Genomic DNA, 16,355 nt, shown 5'->3' on the forward strand with positions numbered 1-16,355 from the left:
GTGCATTCTGCCCGAGCAGGACCCCGACGAGACCGCCCCTGCCGAGCATCGGCACGAGGATCGTCTCGATCCGCGGGACCAGGTCGCCGCCATGCATGGGGGTGTCCTCTCCATGACGGCGACCTCGGGTCCGTCGGTTCAGCTGGACTGGGTGCCGACCTTGAGGTCCTTGAACGGGACGCCCTTGTCGACGCTGGGTTCCCGCGGCAGGCCGAGGACGCGGTCACCGATGATGTTGCGTTGGATCTCGTCGGTGCCGCCGGCGATCGACGACTGGAACGAGTTGAGCACGATCCGCTGACGCTCGCCGCCGTCACCGTCCTCGGGGTCCCACGCGATCGACGACGGGCCGGCCAGTTCGAGGGCGATCTCGCGCATCTTCCACGCGATGTTCGAGCCGAACAGCTTGCCGAGCGAGCCACCGGGCCCGGGGGTCTTGCCGGCCTTCTGCTCGGCCTTGTTGCGCATCGCGACCATCGCCTTGGTGGTCTCCATGGAGTAGATCTGCATCAGCTGGTCGCGCACGACCGGATCGTCGATCCTCCCGCTCTCCTCGGCGGCCGACTTGAGCAGCTTGAACGTGGGTTGGTTGATCTTGCCGGCACCCGCGGAACCGATCGCCACGCGCTCGTACATGAGCATGGCGGTGGCGAGCTTCCAGCCCTCGTTGTATCCGCCGAGCAGGTGATCCTTCGGGATGCGCACGTCGGTGAAGAACACCTCGTTGAAGTGGCTGCCGCCGTCGATCTGGTGGATGGGGCGGATCTCGACGCCCGGTGCGCGCATGTCGAGGATGAACATCGAGATGCCGGCGTGCTTGACCTGCTCGGGATCGGTGCGCGCCACCACGATGCCGTAGTCGGACTTGTGGGCGAGCGTGGTCCAGACCTTCTGGCCGTTGAGGATCCACTCGTCACCGTCGAGCTCGGCCTTGGACTGCAACGACGCCACGTCGGAGCCGGCGCCCGGCTCGGAGAACATCTGGCACCACATGGTCTTGCCCGAGATGTTGTCGGCCATGTACATCTTCTTCTGCTCGTCGGTGCCGTACTCGTTGAGCATCGGCAGGCACATGCCGTGGCTGATGATGAACTCGCCCGTCATCATCCGGTAGTTGCCCTGCACCTCGCGCCAGATCTTGTCGTGCTCGAGCGTGAGCCCACCGCCGCCGAACTCCTCGTCGAAGGGGACGCCGGCGAGACCCGCGCCGGCAGCGGCCGCGAGGAACGCCTTCTGGTCGTCGATGCCCGGCATCGCCTTGCCCTGCGCGGCAGCGTGCTCCTCCATGAAGTCCACGCACTTCTGGCGGAACTCGGTGGCCTCTTGTTCGATCAGCGTCTGGCTCATGTGATGTCCTCTCGTTGCAACTCTCGAAACACTTCGACTTGGAACATACTGTATGTCGTCGTACAGTACGAATCCAGACGAGCCATGAGCAATCTCACCAACAACGAACTCGACGCTCCACCCTGGCTGCGGGTCGAGTCGACGCTGATGGCCACGGCGCGCCTCATCCGCGAGGCATTCGATGCCCGCCTCAAGCCGCTCGACCTCAACCTCACCCAGGCGAGCCTCCTCGCCTACGTCGCCGAGTTCGGCGCCACCACCCAGAGCCGGCTCGCCGACCAGATGGGCACCGGGCGCGCGGCGATGGGCAGCGTCGTCGACGGACTCGAGCGCCGCTCCCTCGTCGAACGGCACCCCGACCCCGACGACCGTCGGGTCTGGCGCGTCGACCTCACCGCCTCCGGGCGCGACCTCGCGGCGAGCGTCGTCACGGTCGACGAGATCCTGCGCAGCGAGCTCCGACGCGGCATCGGTCGCGAGGAACGCCAAGCCCTCAGCTGGGTGCTGACCCGGCTGCAGCACAACCTCCATTCAGCCATCCATCACCCCTGATCGCTCGCCAGTGCGACGCACTTGCGGACGATTCGCCACAACACAGGAGAACACCACATGACCGAAGCAGTGATCGTCGATGCAGTCCGGACCCCGGGCGGCAAGCGCAACGGACAGCTCAAGGACCAGCATCCCGTGGACCTCGCGGCCCACGTGCTCAAGGCGCTCGCCGAGCGCACCGGCCTCGACCCGGCCATGGTCGACGACGTCATCATGGGCTGCGTCATGCAGGTCGGTGAACAGTCGCTGAACATCGGGCGCAACGCCGTGCTCTCCGCCGGCTGGCCCGAAGAAGTGCCCTCGACCACCGTCGACCGCCAGTGCGGTTCGAGCCAGCAGTCGATGCACTTCGCCGCGCAGGGCGTCATCGCCGGCGCCTACGACGTCGTGGTCGCCGCCGGTGTGGAAGTGATGACCCGGACGCCGATGGGCGCCTCGATCGTCCAGGGCATGGGCTTCCCGTTCAGCCAGGACCAGCAGGACCGCTACGCCGAGACCGGCCTGCCCCCGCAGGGCATCGGCGCCGACATGATCGCCGACGAGTACGGCATCACCCGCGAGGACCTCGACGCGTTCGGCGCCGAGAGCCAGCAGCGCGCAGCGGTCGCCCGTGACGAAGGCCGTTTCGAGAACGAGATCGTGCCGGTCACCGTCGACATCGACGGCAGCCAGGTCGAGGTGAAGACCGACGAGGGAATCCGTGACGGCACCACGGCCGAGAGCCTCGCCAAGCTCAAGCCCGCCTTCAAGGAGGACGGCAAGATCACCGCCGGCAACTCCTCGCAGATCTCCGACGGTGCATCCGCCGTGCTGATCATGAGCAAGGAGAAGGCCGAGGAACTCGGCATGAAGCCCCGCGCCCGCTTCCACGCCTTCGCGCTCGCCGGCACCGATCCGGTCACCATGCTCAAGGGCCCGATCCCGGCGACCAAGAAGATCCTCGAGAAGACCGGCATGAGCATCGACGACATCGATCTGTTCGAGGTCAACGAAGCCTTCGCCTCGGTCGTGCTCGCATGGCAGAAGGAGACCGGCGCCGACATGAGCAAGGTCAACGTCAACGGCGGTGCCATCGCCCTCGGCCACCCACTCGGTGCGTCGGGCACGAAGCTGATGGCGACGCTGCTCAACGAACTCGAGCGCACCGGCGGACGCTTCGGCATGCAGGTCATGTGCGAGGGCGGCGGCATGGCCAACGCGACCATCATCGAACGCCTCGACTGATCGGAGCGGCGCCGGATCGGTTCTCGATCCGTCGTGCCACCGGACATCACTGCAGCGGCCGGGCCTTCGGGTCCGGCCGCTGCGCGTCCGGGGGTGGGATGATGGGCGGGTGGCGAGTGTTCCGAACCGGAGTCGGCGGGCGCGGGCGTCGCGCAAGCGGCAACGGCGGATGAAGCGTGTCGAACACGACCTCACCGACGAACAGTGGTCGGCGTTGCTGGGCGAGTGGGGCGGGTGCGCGTACTGCGGCCGGTCGGATGTCGCCATGCAACGCGACTGCGTCCAGGCGCTGTCGCGTGGAGGTCGCTACACGCTCGACAACATCGTTCCCGCCTGCGGTTCCTGCAACGCGAGCAAGAGCAACGACGAGGTCACCGGCTGGCTGCGACGCAAGAAGCTCGACGAGCGCACCTTCCTGCTGCGGCACCTCGAGGTCCGTACGGTGCTGGCCCGGCGCTACCCGGTCGACGATGCCGCGGGTCCACCGACAGCTGATCCGCTGCCGAGCGACGAGGCCGAACCGACCGTCTGAGGTCCGGTCGCCGCGAGAGGCTCGGGAACCGGGCGATCGTTCAGAACGGCTGATTGAGCTCGATCAGGTTGCCCGTCGGATCGCGGAAGAAGCACTGGCGGCAGATGCCGGCCTGCTCGGCGGGCTCGCTGACCGTGACGTCGTTGCGGAGCAGGTGCGAGCGGGCGGCATCGATGTCGGCGACACGCAGTGCGAAGTGCTGACCGACCGGCGGGACGAAGTCGGCGACCTCGAGCAGGTGGATCTGCTGTTCACCGGCTTGGAGCCAGGCTCCGTCGAACGAGAACGCCGGACGGTCCTCGCGCAGCCCCATGCCGAGGACGTCGACGTAGAAACGAATCGACTCGGCCGCATCGGTGACGTTCAACGAGACGTGGTGGACCCCGACATCGAACATCGGGCAAGGGTAGATCAGCGCGGTCAGCTCGGCTTGTCCGGCGCCATGGAGTACATCATCGGGACCATGTCGATCTGGTGATCGGGGAGGTGGAACCGTTCGTCGGCCTCGATCTGGTGGGCGAAGAACCGCCACTCGAGGAAGCGATGTTCGTCCAGTGTCGTCACCCTCAACCCGGCGTTGGTGAGCGCCATGAACACCTCGCCGATGCCGTGGTTCCACTCGTGGCTGACGGTCTCGGCCACCGCCACTCCACCGGTGTCGACGTACGTGTCGGCCTGGTCGAAGGTCATCGGCTCGACCGTTTCGAAGTACGGGTACTTGACCACGAGCGCCGTGTCGTCGCGTTCGTCGTCGAGGGTGCACAGCATCGGATGACCTTCGCGGATGTAGAACGAACCGCCGGGCCGGACGAGGGCGGCGACGACTCGGCCCCAGCGGGCGATGTCGGGGAGCCAGTTCAGCGCGCCGACTCCGGTGTAGACGAGGTCGAACTCCTCGCCGTCGAGAGCGTCGACGGCGTCGTACACGTTCGATTCGACGAACCGACCGGCGGTGTCGACGGACGCGAACAGTTCACGGGCGGCGGTGAGCGAGGAGCCCGACTGGTCCAGCCCCGTGACCGTCGCACCGAGTCGCGCGAGCGAGAGCGTGTCGGTTCCGATGTGGCACTGGAGGTGCAGCACCTTCAGCCCGCTCAGGTCGCCGAGGTACCGCCGGTCGAAGTCGACGACGTCACTGAGCAGCGAGCGGTCGTCGCGGTAGCGGTCGAGCCGGTACCCGGTCGTGGCCTGCGCGTGGAGACCGGCCCGGTCGTCCCAGTTGCGCCGGTTCTGTTCGATGAACGCATCGTTCGACATGGGCCACGTTCGCACAGCAGGCCGCGCGTTCGTCGGTCAGTTCGAAGCGGGGCGCACCCGTGGAATGATCGCCGGACCGCCCGGTGCGTGCCGGCGGTGGGATTCGCGCCATCGGGCGAACGTGTCGACGATGTGGACCGGCGACCCGTGGATCTCGGTGAACCCGCCGGTGATCGACCGGGTGTCGAAGTAGGCGGCGTCGACGTTGTCGGCGAACAGCCTCGTGGCACACACGAAGCCGGCATCGACGAGCCGGTCGAACTCCGCTTCGAAGTCCTCGACGAGGATGCCGATGTGGTGGAAGCCCGCACCGTGCGGCGGTCCGTCGGGATACATGTCGAGGTAGATCGACGGCGTGTCGTCGTGTTGGACGATGAACTGGATCATCACGTCGTCGAGGTAGCCGAATGCGTACGACACGTCGGCCTGGGCGTCCGTGCCGCGGTAGTCGAAGCGGTCGCAGCGATGATGCGGCGAGACGACGAACGGGCCGGCACCGAGCGATTCGGACCACGCCGCGGCGACTCGTTCGAGATCGTCGACGTAGTAGGCCTCCTGGAACAGCGTGCCGACGACCGGGAGTTGCATCAGGCTGCGACCTGGTCGCCGAGCAAGCGCTTCACCGCACGCGAGCTCTCCAGTTCCAATTCGGTGCAGCGCGCCAGGTCGGCGAGCGTGTCCGGGTCCGTGATGCCGGCATCGGCCAGCCGCACCCACGCCTGCGACCCCTGGATCTCCGCCTCCGACTGCAGGTACACCTGGTCCTCGGGGGAGTACGGCTCGAAGACGTCGTAGTACAGCGCGACCGCTGCGGGCAGGATCGCGTCGATCTGCGCCTGGTGTTCGCTCGACACCGGGAACCGACGGGAGATCACGTCGGCGATCTCGTCCTCGCGGCGGGCGCAGTCGCCGAGCACGTCGGCCCAGTCGGGCAGGGCCAGGGCCCAGTCCCGATAACGCTGCGCCGCCGATCGTTCCAGTCCGGAGAGGAAGGCGGGTTGCGCCTCGGGCGGGACGGACTGGATGTGCTCACGCAGGAGCGCACCGAACTGCGGAACCTCGGGTCGGTCGGCCATGGGACAGTGTCGCGCCGTCGCCCGCTCGGGTGTCGAGTCGGGGGAGTCGGTGGCGGGAGCCTGGTGCCCGACTTCGATCAGGGCGACGCCGAGCGGTGCGGTGCGTTCCATACTTGGATCGTGAGCGGAACCGAGAACTACGACGCACTCTGCCTGGTGAGCTTCGGCGGACCCGAAGGTCCCGACGACGTGATCCCGTTCCTGCGCAACGTCACCGCGGGTCGCGACGTGCCCGACGATCGTCTCGCCGTCGTGGCCGAACAGTACGAGCAGTTCGGTGGACGTTCGCCGATCAACGAGCAGAACCGGGCGTTGATCGATGCGCTGCGCGTCGAGTTCGACGCGAACGGGCTCGACCTGCCGATCTACTTCGGCAACCGCAACTGGGAGCCGTACCTGGCGGACACCGTGCGCGAGATGGCCGAGGACGGGGTGCGACGCGCACTCGTGCTGGTGACCTCCGCGTTCTCGTCGTACAGCGGCTGCCGTCAGTACCGGGAGGACCTGGCTCGAGCAGCAGCCGAGGTCGGCGACGACGCCCCCGAACTCGACAAGCTGCGGCTGTACTACAACCACCCGGGCTTCGTCGACGCCGTCGTCGACCGCATCGGCGAGGTCCACCGTCCCGGTGCTCGGCTGGTCTTCACCGCCCATTCGATCCCGCGGTCGATGTCGCAGTGGTGTGAGTACGAACCTCAACTGCACGAGATCGCCGGGCTGGTGGCCGACCGGGTGGGCGCGGAGTGGGACCTCGCGTACCAGAGCAGGAGCGGCCCACCGCAGGTTCCGTGGCTCGAGCCCGACATCAACGATCATCTGACGGCACTGTCCGAGCAGGGAGTCACCGACGTGACCCTGGTGCCGCTCGGCTTCGTCAGCGACCACATGGAGGTCGCGTACGACCTCGACCTGCAGGCATCGAAGACGGCCGCCGACGTGGGGATCGACCTGCGGCGTGCGCCGACGGTCGGCACCCACCCGGCGTTCGTGACCGGGCTGCGTCGACTGGTGCAGGAGAAGGTGTCGAACGGCGAGGTGCTGTGGGTCGGCGACGCCGGTCCCTGGCCCGACCCGTGTCCGGAGGGGCACTGCCTCTCACCCGCCGGCACCCCCACGGGCCGCCCCGCCCCGACCTGATTCCCCAGTCGCCGGGGTGTGGAGTGGGTCAGACCCCTGCCACACCACCGGGTGCGCTCCGTCTACGGTCGGCAGGATGACCTCGACACAGACGCCCATCGGCTCCGGCTTCGGCATGCGCAGCGAACCGGCCGAGATCCTCGATGGTGTCGACCTCACCGGAAAGCGAGTCGTGATCACCGGCGGCTACTCGGGCCTCGGGCTCGAGACCACCCGTGCGCTCGCCACGGCCGGTGCATCGATCGTGGCTCCCGCACGTCGCCCGGACCACGCCCGCCAGGTGTTCAGCGACGAGGGGATCGACGGCGTCAGCGGATCCGATGTGGTCGTGGCGGAACTCGATCTGGCCGACCTCGCCAGCGTCGAGGCGTTCGCCGCCGCGCAACTGGCCGAGGGCACGCCGATCGACGTCATGATCGACAACGCTGCGGTCATGGCCTGCCCCGAAGCCCGTGTCGGGGACGGCTGGGAATCCCAGTTCGGCACGAACCACCTCGGCCACTTCGCGCTCGTCAATCGGCTCTGGCCTCTGATCGCCGCAGCCGGTGCGGTCGATGGAGCGCGCGTGGTGTCGCTGTCGTCGACCGGGCACAAGCTGTCGCCGATCCGCTGGGACGACCTGCACTTCGCCGACGGTTCCTACGACAAGTGGATCGCCTACGGCCAGGCGAAGACCGCCAATTCCCTGTTCGCAGTGCAACTCGATCGGCTCGGCGAGTCGTCGGGCGTCCGGGCGTTCGCCCTGCACCCCGGCGGGATCATGACGCCGCTCCAGCGTCACCTGCCGCAGGAGGAGATGGTCGCCATGGGCTGGGTCGACGAGGAGGGACACGTGAACGAGCGGTTCAAGTCGACGACCCAGGGGGCTGCGACGACGCTGTGGTGTGCGACGTCCGAGCAGTTGGACGGTCTGGGTGGGGTGTACTGCGAGGACTGCGACGTCGCCGTGGTGAGCGATCCGGCGGACCCGGCGGCTCGTTTCGTCGGTGTCTTCGAGTACGCGATCGACCACGCACAGGCCGAACGGCTGTGGGCGTTGTCGGCGCAACTGACCGGCGTGGACGCCTTCGCCTGACGCCCGGAATCGAGTCGTCGGAATCTTTTCCGAGCGCGGTTTGATCCGGAATCGGCCGGGGTACGAACCCCTCCACAACACAACGACATCCGACACCGGAGAGCCTGCAGGCCCAATCCCTCCCCCTGAGTCTGCCGACCCGAGTTCTTCCCAGATCCATCCGGTTGGGGTGTCGCCACAACGAAGCCCCGGTCACCGATCCTCCCCCCCGTCGGTCCCGGGGCTTCGTCGCGTCCGGGCGACGTTTCCGACGACCCGGGGTTCCGACACCGTCGGACCCCGGGTCGGTTCGGACTCCGAACGCTCAGGCGGCGCCGGGGCGCGGCCCGAAGTCGGGGCCCTCGGTCCGGGTCTTCTTCAGTTCGAAGAACCCGTCGATGTCCATCATCGTGGTGAGGGCATCCCACATCCGCAGCGCGTCCTCGCCGCGCGGGATCTTCGTGATCACCGGTCCGAAGTAGCCGACGCGCTCACCGTGTGAGTTCCTCATCGCGATGATCGGCGTCCCGACGTCGTTGCCGACGAGTCCGAGTCCGTCGTCCATCGCCGCCTGGATGGCGACGTCCCACTGCTCGTCGTCCGCTGCTGCGGCCAAGGACGTGTCGAGCCCCACAGCAGACAGCGCGTCGGCGAGGTCGGGCGTGCGATCGCTGTCGTGGTGGATCCGAGAGCCGAGTTCCCAGTACAGCTTGAACACGTCACGATTGGCGTCCGACGGGGAGTCCGAGGCGGCGCGAATCGCCTCCATCACCCGCAGGTGCCCATGCGTGGTCTTGACGGGCCCGTAGTAGTCGGAGTCCTCCGGTGGATCGTTCTTCAGCAGCAGGCTGATCGAGCGCCACACGACCTCGATGTCTCGGTGTGGAACCACTTCGTCGACGACCCAACGGGCCGTCTCCCAGCAGAAGGGTCAAATGGGGTCGATCCAGAACTCGATCGTGTTCGGTGTGGTGGAGTCACTCATGACAAGAGCCTTGCAGAGGGACGTTGAAACCGAAACGTCGAGATCGTGGTCCGCCGAGTGACGATCAACTCGCTGATCGTGAGATGCCGAGCCCGCTGCGTGCGTCTCGTCCGAACCGCTCGAGCTCACGAGGAAGATGGAGTTCGGTCGTCTCGTCACGACCGGCGAGATCGGCATCGGTGAGATCCGCGGCAGGGATCAACCACACCACCTCGAACTCGAGACCATCGGGATCGCGTGCGTAGAGACTCTTCGTGCTGCCGTGGTCGCTGGCGCCGACGAGTGCGCTGGCCGAGCGCAACGACGAGGAGAGATCCTCCAGTTCGCCGAGCGTCTCGACCTCCCACGCCAGGTGGTACAGCCCGACCGTGCCGCGGCCCGACGGGTTCGGACCCGCTGCCGCGCCCACCTCGAAGAGGCCCAGGTCGTGATCGTTGGTCGAGCCCGGTGCCTGCAGGAAGACGGCGCGCGGCAACTCCGTGACGACCCGGAACCCGAGCAGGTCCATGTAGAACCGCTTCGACACCGCCACGTCACGCACGTGGAGGACTGCATGGTTGAGCCGATGGATTCCCATGTGCACACTCTACCTCCACCGACGCGGTACTTGCGAGCGCAATCAATTGGCCAGTTTGCGCTTGCGATGATCGGCGGTGTGCGTGCGGCTCGCGCATCGTGGGTCGGCGCAGAACCGTTTGGACCGATTCCGTGTGGCGTCGTAGAAGAGGTGATCGCAGTCGTCGGCGGCGCACACCCCGAAGCGGATGGTGCCGTTGTCGCAGATCTCCTGAGCCAGCACCATGAAGATGTCGGCGAGTACCTGGTCGTCGAATCGAGCGGTGGCGGGCGTCCAGTGGATGTGCGGACCGGCACCGTCGTGGTCGACGATCGAGGGTGTGATGGGCAACTCCGTGAGTTCCTCGGTGATCCGTGCGGCCGCGACGTCGGCGTCGAGGTGGGGGAGTTCGGTGAGGAACGGAGCGAGCGACGTGAATCGTTCGGCGACGCGCAACATCGAGGCGGCCGATGCGTCACGCGCGCGACTGAACCCGGCGGCGGTCAACAGCGGGCGCACGTCGGCGCCGGGCTGGTCGTCGAGTGCATTGTGAAGGTCGACCATCGCGTCGAGGGTGAGGCGGTGTTCGTCTGTGACGGATGCGACGTACATGCGCCGATTCTACCTTCATGATCGGTTGTGTCATGGGCTACAAGCTGTTAGAACCTTACATCTGTCAGGGTCTATCGGACCAACGGTCCTGACAGATTCGATCCCAACTTCCTCACCAGGTGAGATGGCTCCAGGAGGTGCCGACCAATGACTGCAATCTTCGTGACGATCGTGATCGTCGTCGCCAACGTGATGGGTGCCGGCATGGCGTACCCGCAGGCGTCGAGGCTGATCCGTACCGGCAACACACGTGGCGTGTCGGGCGTGTGGGCCGGGGTCAGCCTGACCATGAACATCTGGTGGCTCGCGTACGGGCTGGCCAACGACCTCTGGGGCCTCGTACCCGTGTCGGCCGTGGCCGCGGTGCTCTACGTCGCGATCATCGTGGCGTACGTGCGCGCCGCCGGCCGATCGGTGGTCGGCGGTGTGGTGCTCGGGGTCTTCGTGCTCGGTCTCGTGCCCGCTCCGTTTCTCGCATTCGGCGGGTGGACGGTCGCCGGCCTCGCGATCGGCCTGTGCTACGGCATGCAGTTGGTGCCGGCGGTCGTGGCGGCGTGCCGCACCCGCGAGCTCCATGGAGTGGCGCCCAGCACGTGGATCATGGCGTGGGTGGAGGCGGTGATCTGGGTCGTCTACGGAATCTTCGTGCTCGACGCAGCGCTGCTCGCCGGCGGAATCAGCGGCGCCGTGATGGCATCGGTGATCCTCGGACGCCTCGCCACGACCGGCCACGAGCCGTTCAGGCGGCGGCGTGCCGACTGGGCCATGGCCTGATCCGCGAACCGTTTCGCGCATGCCACGACTACAGTGGTGGGTGCACATGTGGGTCATTGAGAGGCTCACTGAACACAAGGAGCCCCAATGGCTACAGGCATCGTGAAGTTCTTCAACGACGAGAAGGGCTTCGGATTCATCACTCCGGACGAGGGCGGCAACGACGTCTTCGTGCACTACTCCAACATCGTTGGCTCCGGTCGTCGTTCGCTGAACAACGACGCCAAGGTCGAGTTCGAAGTCGCCCCCGGGCGCAAGGGTCCAGAAGCAGTCGACGTCAAAGAGATCTGATTTGAGAGGAGGTGATTCTGCATGGCATCCAGCCCGCAGAGTTACCAGAAACGCCAGCGTGAACTCCGCAAGAAGGAGCGCAAGGCCGAGAAGCAAGCAGTCCGCCACGGACGGAGCGCCGAGAAGAAGGACGGCGACGACGAGGACGGGCCCGACGAGGACGCGTTGCTCGAGGAGTTCCGCGTCCTGAACGAAGGGTTCGCCGAAGGCGAGATCGAGGAGCGGGTCTTCGAGTTCCGCAAGGCCGAGATCTTCCACCAGATGGGGTTGGGCGAGAAGCCCGAACCGCTGGAGGACGAGGAGGCCCCGGCTGCGGCCGGAGCCTGACCACCCGCAACGAACGTGTGGCCCCCGGAGCGATCCGGGGGCCGCTGTCGTTTTCCGAACACCTCACTGCGGGAGGACGCGACCGACCCGTCCGGACCCGGGCGACGACCGCCGTGCAGCGCAGCCTCCGAGGCGCACCCGCTCGGTTCAGGGTTGGCTGACGGTGACCTCGGAGAGGCCGGGGTCGGCGAGGATCTGTTCGTCCGTGAACGCCACGGTGCGCCAGTTCTTCTCGCTGAACCGGACGGTCTGCGCACCGAACAACGGCGAGTCGCGCAGCCCGGTCTGGCCGTACGTGAGGATGGCCGATGCCTGCACGTTCTCGGCGGTGTAGTCGACCACGAGCACGAAGCTGGTGCCGAAGTTGACCGGATGACCGTTCCCGCGCAGTGCGCCACCCGGTGCGACGACATCGCCGCGTGTGGGGGCAGGTTCGGTCGACGAACCGGAGTCGGACCACGACACGACGTTGGTGACGCCCTCGCTGTTCGTACCGCCGTGCAGTGGAATGCGTTCACCGGAGCGTTCGGTGAACTGCGCGGTGCCGAGCGTGGAGTCGACCGCGAAGCCGCCCGTCACCAGGGTCTGCACGCCCCGTGCGAGCGCCTGGAGGATGGCCGTGCCGTCGACCGTGAAGCCACCGGGGGTGGTGTACGGCTGCGCCGGATCGAAGGCCACGTCGAACAGTGGACCTGCCGAGGTGAACGCCGATGCGTCGAAGCGTGCGAGGACCTCGCGCCAGAGCAGCGCGCCGGAACTGGACAGGTCGAAGCGACCGTCCCACGCCGACAGCACGTCGCATGCAGCGGTGAGGTCGACCGCCTCGGCCGGGAGCGCGACCGTGCCGTCGGCGGCGAGGAGTTCGTCGACCTCGACGAGGGGGACGAACCTGCAGAGTTCGACGACCTTCTCGCGCAGGAGACGGGCGGTTCCGGCGGTGTTGTCGAAGGCTGCGGTGCGCAGCTCGTCGGCCGTCCAGTTTCCGTCGGGTCCGGCGAGCTGGAGGGGGTTCGCGTCGGAGAGCACCGCGGCGTTCTGGCGAGTGCGCATCGACAGCGGAACGTTCTGTTCGCCGTGCAGCACCGAGTAGTCGCCGCTCAACTGGAACTCGGCACTGGGGACCCAGAAGCTGTCGTTCGCGTTGAACACGTAGTCGGTGCGCAGGGCCCTGGGTTGTTCCTCGAACGGGACGAGGCCCGGATCGCGGGCGCCGTCGACCTCCTCCCACCGGAACCGCGAGTCGGATCCGTCGAGCAGGATCACGCCCTGGGCGAACGCGGCTCCTGCGAGGCCACCCTCCAGTCGCTGTGCGAGGTAGATCTGTTCGGCCTCGGCCGAGAGGTTGGGGGTGGCCGAGGTGTCGGCGTACCAGGTCTCGCCGGACGCGCCCACGGCGACCGTGTTGAACAGCGGCACGCCCTGGTGGCGCGCGGTGGTGTCGCGCAGGTCGGCGAGGTCCTCCACGTCGAGCAGGTCGGAGTAGAACTCGACGAATTCGTCGTTGTCGATGTTCGCGTCGCGATAGGTGAGCACCTGCTGGTCCGTCCAGCCGACGTTCGGGAAGTCGATGATCGGGCCGTATTCGCTGGCGTACAGCGTGCGGGTCTCGGTGTCGACGGTGCCGTCGGGTCGCAGGATCTCGACGACGTGATCCGTGGCGGTCATGGGTCGTGACACGCCGTCGACGAGGTAGCTGGTGGGCGAGGCCGGGTCGAGCGTGAGTGAGTAGGCTGTGAAGCGGTGCCCGGCCGACACGGTGTGGGACCAGGCGACGCCGTCGGTGAAGCCGATCCCGATGCCGGGCAGTCCGGTCAGCTGTGCGCCGTAGATGTCGATCTCACCGGGCACCGTGAGGTGCGTCTCGGCGAAGCGCAACTCGCCCTCCCACGGGAAGTGCGGGTTGGCGACGAGGATTCCGCCCTCTCCGGTCTCGGTTCGTTCGGAGCCGATCCCCCACGCATTCGAGCCGAGGTCGTCGTTGCCGAGCACACCGAAGTCGACCGCACCGGTCCCGGCCGGCAGGCGGCCTCGTGTCCCGTCGGCCGGGACGCCGGTCTCGGCGGCGGGCGCCGCAGGCGGCTGCGCTCGTGCGATGAAATCGAGGAAGTTGGCGCCGCTCGCCAAGAGCGCGACGGATCGCGCGTAGGTGTACACCTCGACGGGTTCGATCGGACGCACCCACGTCTCACCGACGCACCAACCGCTCAGCCCGACATCACCCTGGTCGCGCAGGAACTGGTTCCAGCCCGCGGAGAAGGCGCTGAACTGTTCCACGACCTCGGGTGATGCCGCCTCGAAGTCTCGGGCGGCGATCTCGGCGATGCCGATCGCCCGCCAGGCGAAGTCGCTGTCGACGTTCTGGCCGTTGTCGCCGGGGCCGAGGTTGCGAGCCCGCTCGCCCTCGACCTTGAGGATCTGGTCCATCAGCGTGCACCCGTAGTCGCCGCCGCTCACGTAGCCCTGTCCGTAGGCGAGGTCGGCCCGGTTGCGGCCCGTGATGTGCGGGACCCCGTCGGTGGTGCGGCGGATGTTCGCCTCGAACGTCGGCGGGACGGCGGTGGTCGTGGTCGTGGTCGTCGTGGTCGAGGTCGTGGTCGTGCTGCTGGTGGTCGTGGTGGTGTCGGGTGATGTCGGCAACGGGATCGACTCGGGACCCTCGCCGGGACTGCAGGACACGGCGACGACGGCTGCCACGACGAACGCTGCGAGCCTTCTCGATCCGGCGTTCGCTGCGTCCCGTCCCGTCATCTGCACGACTGGCCATGATGTCAGATCGGACGGCGTCACCTTCATCGAGACGGCCGACCCGACCGAACTTCCCCGGCGGGCGCCGTTCGGCCGACCAGTAACCTCGTTCCCGATGACGGTGCTTCGAGTCGCGCTCGCCCAACTCAACCCGATGGTCGGCGCGCTCGACGCGAATCTGGCCCGGTTGATCGACGCATACGACGAGGCCGAAGCGGCGGGTTGCGACATCATCGCATTCCCGGAGTTGTCGACCGTCGGCTACCCGCCGGAGGATCTGGTGCTGAAGCCGGGCTTCGTGGAGGACAACCTCGAGGTGCTCGACCGGTTCGCCGCACGCACACGAGGGTGCGCCGCCGTGGTCGGGTTCGTCGACCAGGACCGTGACATCTACAACGCCGCGGCGGTGTGCGTGAACGGCGAGGTCGTCGGGAAGTACCACAAGCGGTTGCTGCCCAACAACACCGTGTTCGACGAGCAGCGGTACTTCACCGCCGGCCACGACTCCGACCCGCTCGAGCTGTACGTGATCGGCGGCGTGAAGGTCGGCATCTCGATCTGCGAGGACATCTGGAGCCCGTTCGGGCCCGTTGCCGAGCAGGCGGCGGCGGGGGCCGAGGTGAACATCAACCTCAACGGATCGCCCTTCGCGACCGGCAAGGGAGCGGTGCGCGAGCGACTGCTCGCCACACGCGCGGCGGATTCGCACTGTGCGATCGTCTACGTCAACCAGGTCGGCGGACAGGACGAGTTGGTCTTCGACGGGGGGTCGCTGGTGTACGACCACGAGGGCACCCTGCTTGCCCGCGGCGTCCAGTTCGCCGAGCAACTGCTGATCGTCGACGTGCCGGTGCCGCCCGTCTACCGCAAGCGCCTGCTCGACCCGCGCGGTCGCGTCACCGAGGCCATGCTGCCGGTCGTCGAGGTGTCGGCCGTGCCCGTGCGTCACGAGGAACGCGTCGAGGAACTGGCGTCGCCGATCAGTGAGCCCTTCGATGCCGATCGCGAGCTGTACGACGCACTCGTGCTGGGGACGCGCGACTACTGCGTGAAGAACGGATTCTCCGACGTGGTGATCGGTCTCTCGGGTGGGATCGACTCGTCGATCATCGCGGCGATCGCCGTGGACGCCCTCGGGGCCGAACACGTGCACGGAGTCTCGATGCCGTCGCGCTACTCGTCGGATCACTCCCGGTCCGATGCGCAGTTGCTCGCCGACTCGCTCGACATCGAGTGTCGGACCATCTCGATCGAGCCGGCGTTCACCGCGTACATCGAGATGCTCGCCGATTCCTTCGACGGGCGCGAGCCGGGCCTCACGTACGAGAACATCCAGTCGAGGTGTCGCGGTCAGTTGCTGATGGCGCTGTCGAACGAGTTCGGTTGGATGGTGCTCACGACCGGGAACAAGTCCGAGGTGGCCGTCGGCTACTTCACGATCTACGGCGACTCGGTGGGTGGGTACGCGGCGATCAAGGACGTGCTCAAGACGCGCGTGTACGACCTGTGTCGCTACGTGAACCGGCGCGAAGGTCGCGAGATCGTCCCCGAGAGCGTCATCACCAAGGCGCCGTCGGCCGAACTCAGGCCCGATCAACGTGACGACGACAGCCTCCCGCCCTACGAGGTGCTCGACCCGATCCTCGAGCTGTACGTCGAGGACGACCGCACCGCCGGTGAGATCGTCGAACTCGGCCACGACGCCGAGATGGTGAGGCGGGTGACCCGCCTCGTCGACATCGCCGAGTACAAGCGCCGCCAGTGCCCGCCCGGCGTCCGCGTCAGCCGCAAGGCGTTCGGCAAGGACCGTCGCATGCCGATCACATCGGGCTACCGCGGGTGACCGCGTAATTCGTCAAAGCGGTTGTGTTCTTGTGACTACTGTC

Annotated in this window: 18 protein-coding genes; 9 read left to right on the forward strand and 9 right to left on the reverse strand. The window is 67.2% G+C overall.

Annotation, left to right across the window (positions count from 1 at the left end; genetic code table 11):
• Positions 1–138: 138 nt before the first annotated feature.
• Complete coding sequence (locus ABJK40_RS09480; RefSeq protein WP_348480519.1) at positions 139–1,347, reverse strand: acyl-CoA dehydrogenase family protein; 1,209 nt, start codon at positions 1,345–1,347, stop codon at positions 139–141.
• Positions 1,348–1,431: 84 nt separating this feature from the next.
• Between ABJK40_RS09480 and ABJK40_RS09485 the strand changes: the two genes are divergently transcribed.
• The 3 genes from ABJK40_RS09485 to ABJK40_RS09495 all read left to right on the forward strand — a co-directional run bounded on the left by ABJK40_RS09485 (position 1,432) and on the right by ABJK40_RS09495 (position 3,655).
• Positions 1,432–1,899, forward strand: a complete 468-nt coding sequence (locus ABJK40_RS09485; protein ID WP_348480520.1) for a MarR family transcriptional regulator — start codon at positions 1,432–1,434, stop codon at positions 1,897–1,899.
• Between the two features lie 57 nt (positions 1,900–1,956).
• The gene (locus tag ABJK40_RS09490) at positions 1,957–3,123 is read left to right on the forward strand and encodes a thiolase family protein (protein WP_348480521.1); all 1,167 of its coding nucleotides are present in this window, start codon (positions 1,957–1,959) and stop codon (positions 3,121–3,123) included.
• 169 nt (positions 3,124–3,292) lie between these two features.
• Positions 3,293–3,655 carry an HNH endonuclease signature motif containing protein gene (locus tag ABJK40_RS09495; protein WP_348480542.1) on the forward strand — a complete coding sequence of 121 codons (363 nt, stop codon included), beginning with the start codon at positions 3,293–3,295 and terminating at the stop codon, positions 3,653–3,655.
• A gap of 40 nt (positions 3,656–3,695) precedes the next feature.
• Here the strand turns inward: ABJK40_RS09495 and ABJK40_RS09500 are convergent, their stop codons facing one another.
• From ABJK40_RS09500 to ABJK40_RS09515, 4 genes are read right to left on the reverse strand one after another with little or no spacing between them, the layout of a single operon-like run.
• Positions 3,696–4,052 (reverse strand): VOC family protein, encoded by a 357-nt coding sequence (locus ABJK40_RS09500; protein WP_348480522.1) that lies wholly within the window; start codon positions 4,050–4,052, stop codon positions 3,696–3,698.
• Between the two features lie 23 nt (positions 4,053–4,075).
• Positions 4,076–4,912 (reverse strand): class I SAM-dependent methyltransferase, encoded by an 837-nt coding sequence (locus tag ABJK40_RS09505; protein ID WP_348480523.1) that lies wholly within the window; start codon positions 4,910–4,912, stop codon positions 4,076–4,078.
• A 36-nt stretch (positions 4,913–4,948) separates the two neighbouring features.
• Positions 4,949–5,500: a VOC family protein gene (locus ABJK40_RS09510; protein ID WP_348480524.1), complete on the reverse strand. Its 552-nt coding sequence runs from the start codon at positions 5,498–5,500 to the stop codon at positions 4,949–4,951.
• Positions 5,500–6,099, reverse strand: a complete 600-nt coding sequence (locus ABJK40_RS09515) for a hypothetical protein (protein ID WP_348480525.1) — start codon at positions 6,097–6,099, stop codon at positions 5,500–5,502. Before ABJK40_RS09515 ends, ABJK40_RS09510 begins: the two co-directional genes overlap by 1 nt.
• Before the next feature lie 9 nt (positions 6,100–6,108).
• Between ABJK40_RS09515 and ABJK40_RS09520 the strand changes: the two genes are divergently transcribed.
• Both ABJK40_RS09520 and ABJK40_RS09525 read left to right on the forward strand, forming a co-directional pair.
• Positions 6,109–7,125: a ferrochelatase gene (locus tag ABJK40_RS09520; RefSeq protein ID WP_348480526.1), complete on the forward strand. Its 1,017-nt coding sequence runs from the start codon at positions 6,109–6,111 to the stop codon at positions 7,123–7,125.
• A 76-nt stretch (positions 7,126–7,201) separates the two neighbouring features.
• A complete protein-coding gene (locus ABJK40_RS09525; protein ID WP_348480527.1) occupies positions 7,202–8,200 on the forward strand; it encodes an SDR family NAD(P)-dependent oxidoreductase in 999 nt (332 codons plus the stop codon).
• A gap of 304 nt (positions 8,201–8,504) precedes the next feature.
• On the opposite strand, the gene ABJK40_RS09530 is transcribed toward ABJK40_RS09525, so the two are convergent.
• The 3 genes from ABJK40_RS09530 to ABJK40_RS09540 all read right to left on the reverse strand — a co-directional run bounded on the left by ABJK40_RS09530 (position 8,505) and on the right by ABJK40_RS09540 (position 10,332).
• Complete coding sequence (locus ABJK40_RS09530; protein ID WP_348480528.1) at positions 8,505–9,071, reverse strand: disulfide bond formation protein DsbA; 567 nt, start codon at positions 9,069–9,071, stop codon at positions 8,505–8,507.
• A gap of 157 nt (positions 9,072–9,228) precedes the next feature.
• Entirely contained in the window at positions 9,229–9,741 is a 513-nt protein-coding gene (locus ABJK40_RS09535) for a VOC family protein (protein ID WP_348480529.1), read from the reverse strand.
• A 42-nt stretch (positions 9,742–9,783) separates the two neighbouring features.
• Positions 9,784–10,332 carry a CGNR zinc finger domain-containing protein gene (locus tag ABJK40_RS09540; RefSeq protein ID WP_348480530.1) on the reverse strand — a complete coding sequence of 183 codons (549 nt, stop codon included), beginning with the start codon at positions 10,330–10,332 and terminating at the stop codon, positions 9,784–9,786.
• A gap of 147 nt (positions 10,333–10,479) precedes the next feature.
• Here ABJK40_RS09540 and ABJK40_RS09545 point away from each other — a divergent pair, with 147 nt between their 5' ends.
• From ABJK40_RS09545 to ABJK40_RS09555, 3 genes are all read left to right on the forward strand, one after another.
• Positions 10,480–11,106 carry a hypothetical protein gene (locus ABJK40_RS09545; RefSeq protein WP_348480531.1) on the forward strand — a complete coding sequence of 209 codons (627 nt, stop codon included), beginning with the start codon at positions 10,480–10,482 and terminating at the stop codon, positions 11,104–11,106.
• Positions 11,107–11,193: 87 nt separating this feature from the next.
• Positions 11,194–11,397: a cold-shock protein gene (locus ABJK40_RS09550; RefSeq protein ID WP_015439674.1), complete on the forward strand. Its 204-nt coding sequence runs from the start codon at positions 11,194–11,196 to the stop codon at positions 11,395–11,397.
• Between the two features lie 21 nt (positions 11,398–11,418).
• Positions 11,419–11,724: a hypothetical protein gene (locus tag ABJK40_RS09555; RefSeq protein WP_348480532.1), complete on the forward strand. Its 306-nt coding sequence runs from the start codon at positions 11,419–11,421 to the stop codon at positions 11,722–11,724.
• 147 nt (positions 11,725–11,871) lie between these two features.
• On the opposite strand, the gene ABJK40_RS09560 is transcribed toward ABJK40_RS09555, so the two are convergent.
• Positions 11,872–14,472, reverse strand: a complete 2,601-nt coding sequence (locus tag ABJK40_RS09560) for a penicillin acylase family protein (protein ID WP_348480533.1) — start codon at positions 14,470–14,472, stop codon at positions 11,872–11,874.
• 112 nt (positions 14,473–14,584) lie between these two features.
• Here ABJK40_RS09560 and ABJK40_RS09565 point away from each other — a divergent pair, with 112 nt between their 5' ends.
• The gene (locus tag ABJK40_RS09565) at positions 14,585–16,312 is read left to right on the forward strand and encodes an NAD+ synthase (protein ID WP_348480534.1); all 1,728 of its coding nucleotides are present in this window, start codon (positions 14,585–14,587) and stop codon (positions 16,310–16,312) included.
• The last annotated feature ends 43 nt before the right edge of the window (positions 16,313–16,355 follow it).

Origin of the sequence: Ilumatobacter sp., assembly GCF_039969435.1 — a bacterium.
In the GTDB taxonomy this organism is placed as follows: Bacteria; Actinomycetota; Acidimicrobiia; order Acidimicrobiales; family Ilumatobacteraceae; genus Ilumatobacter_A.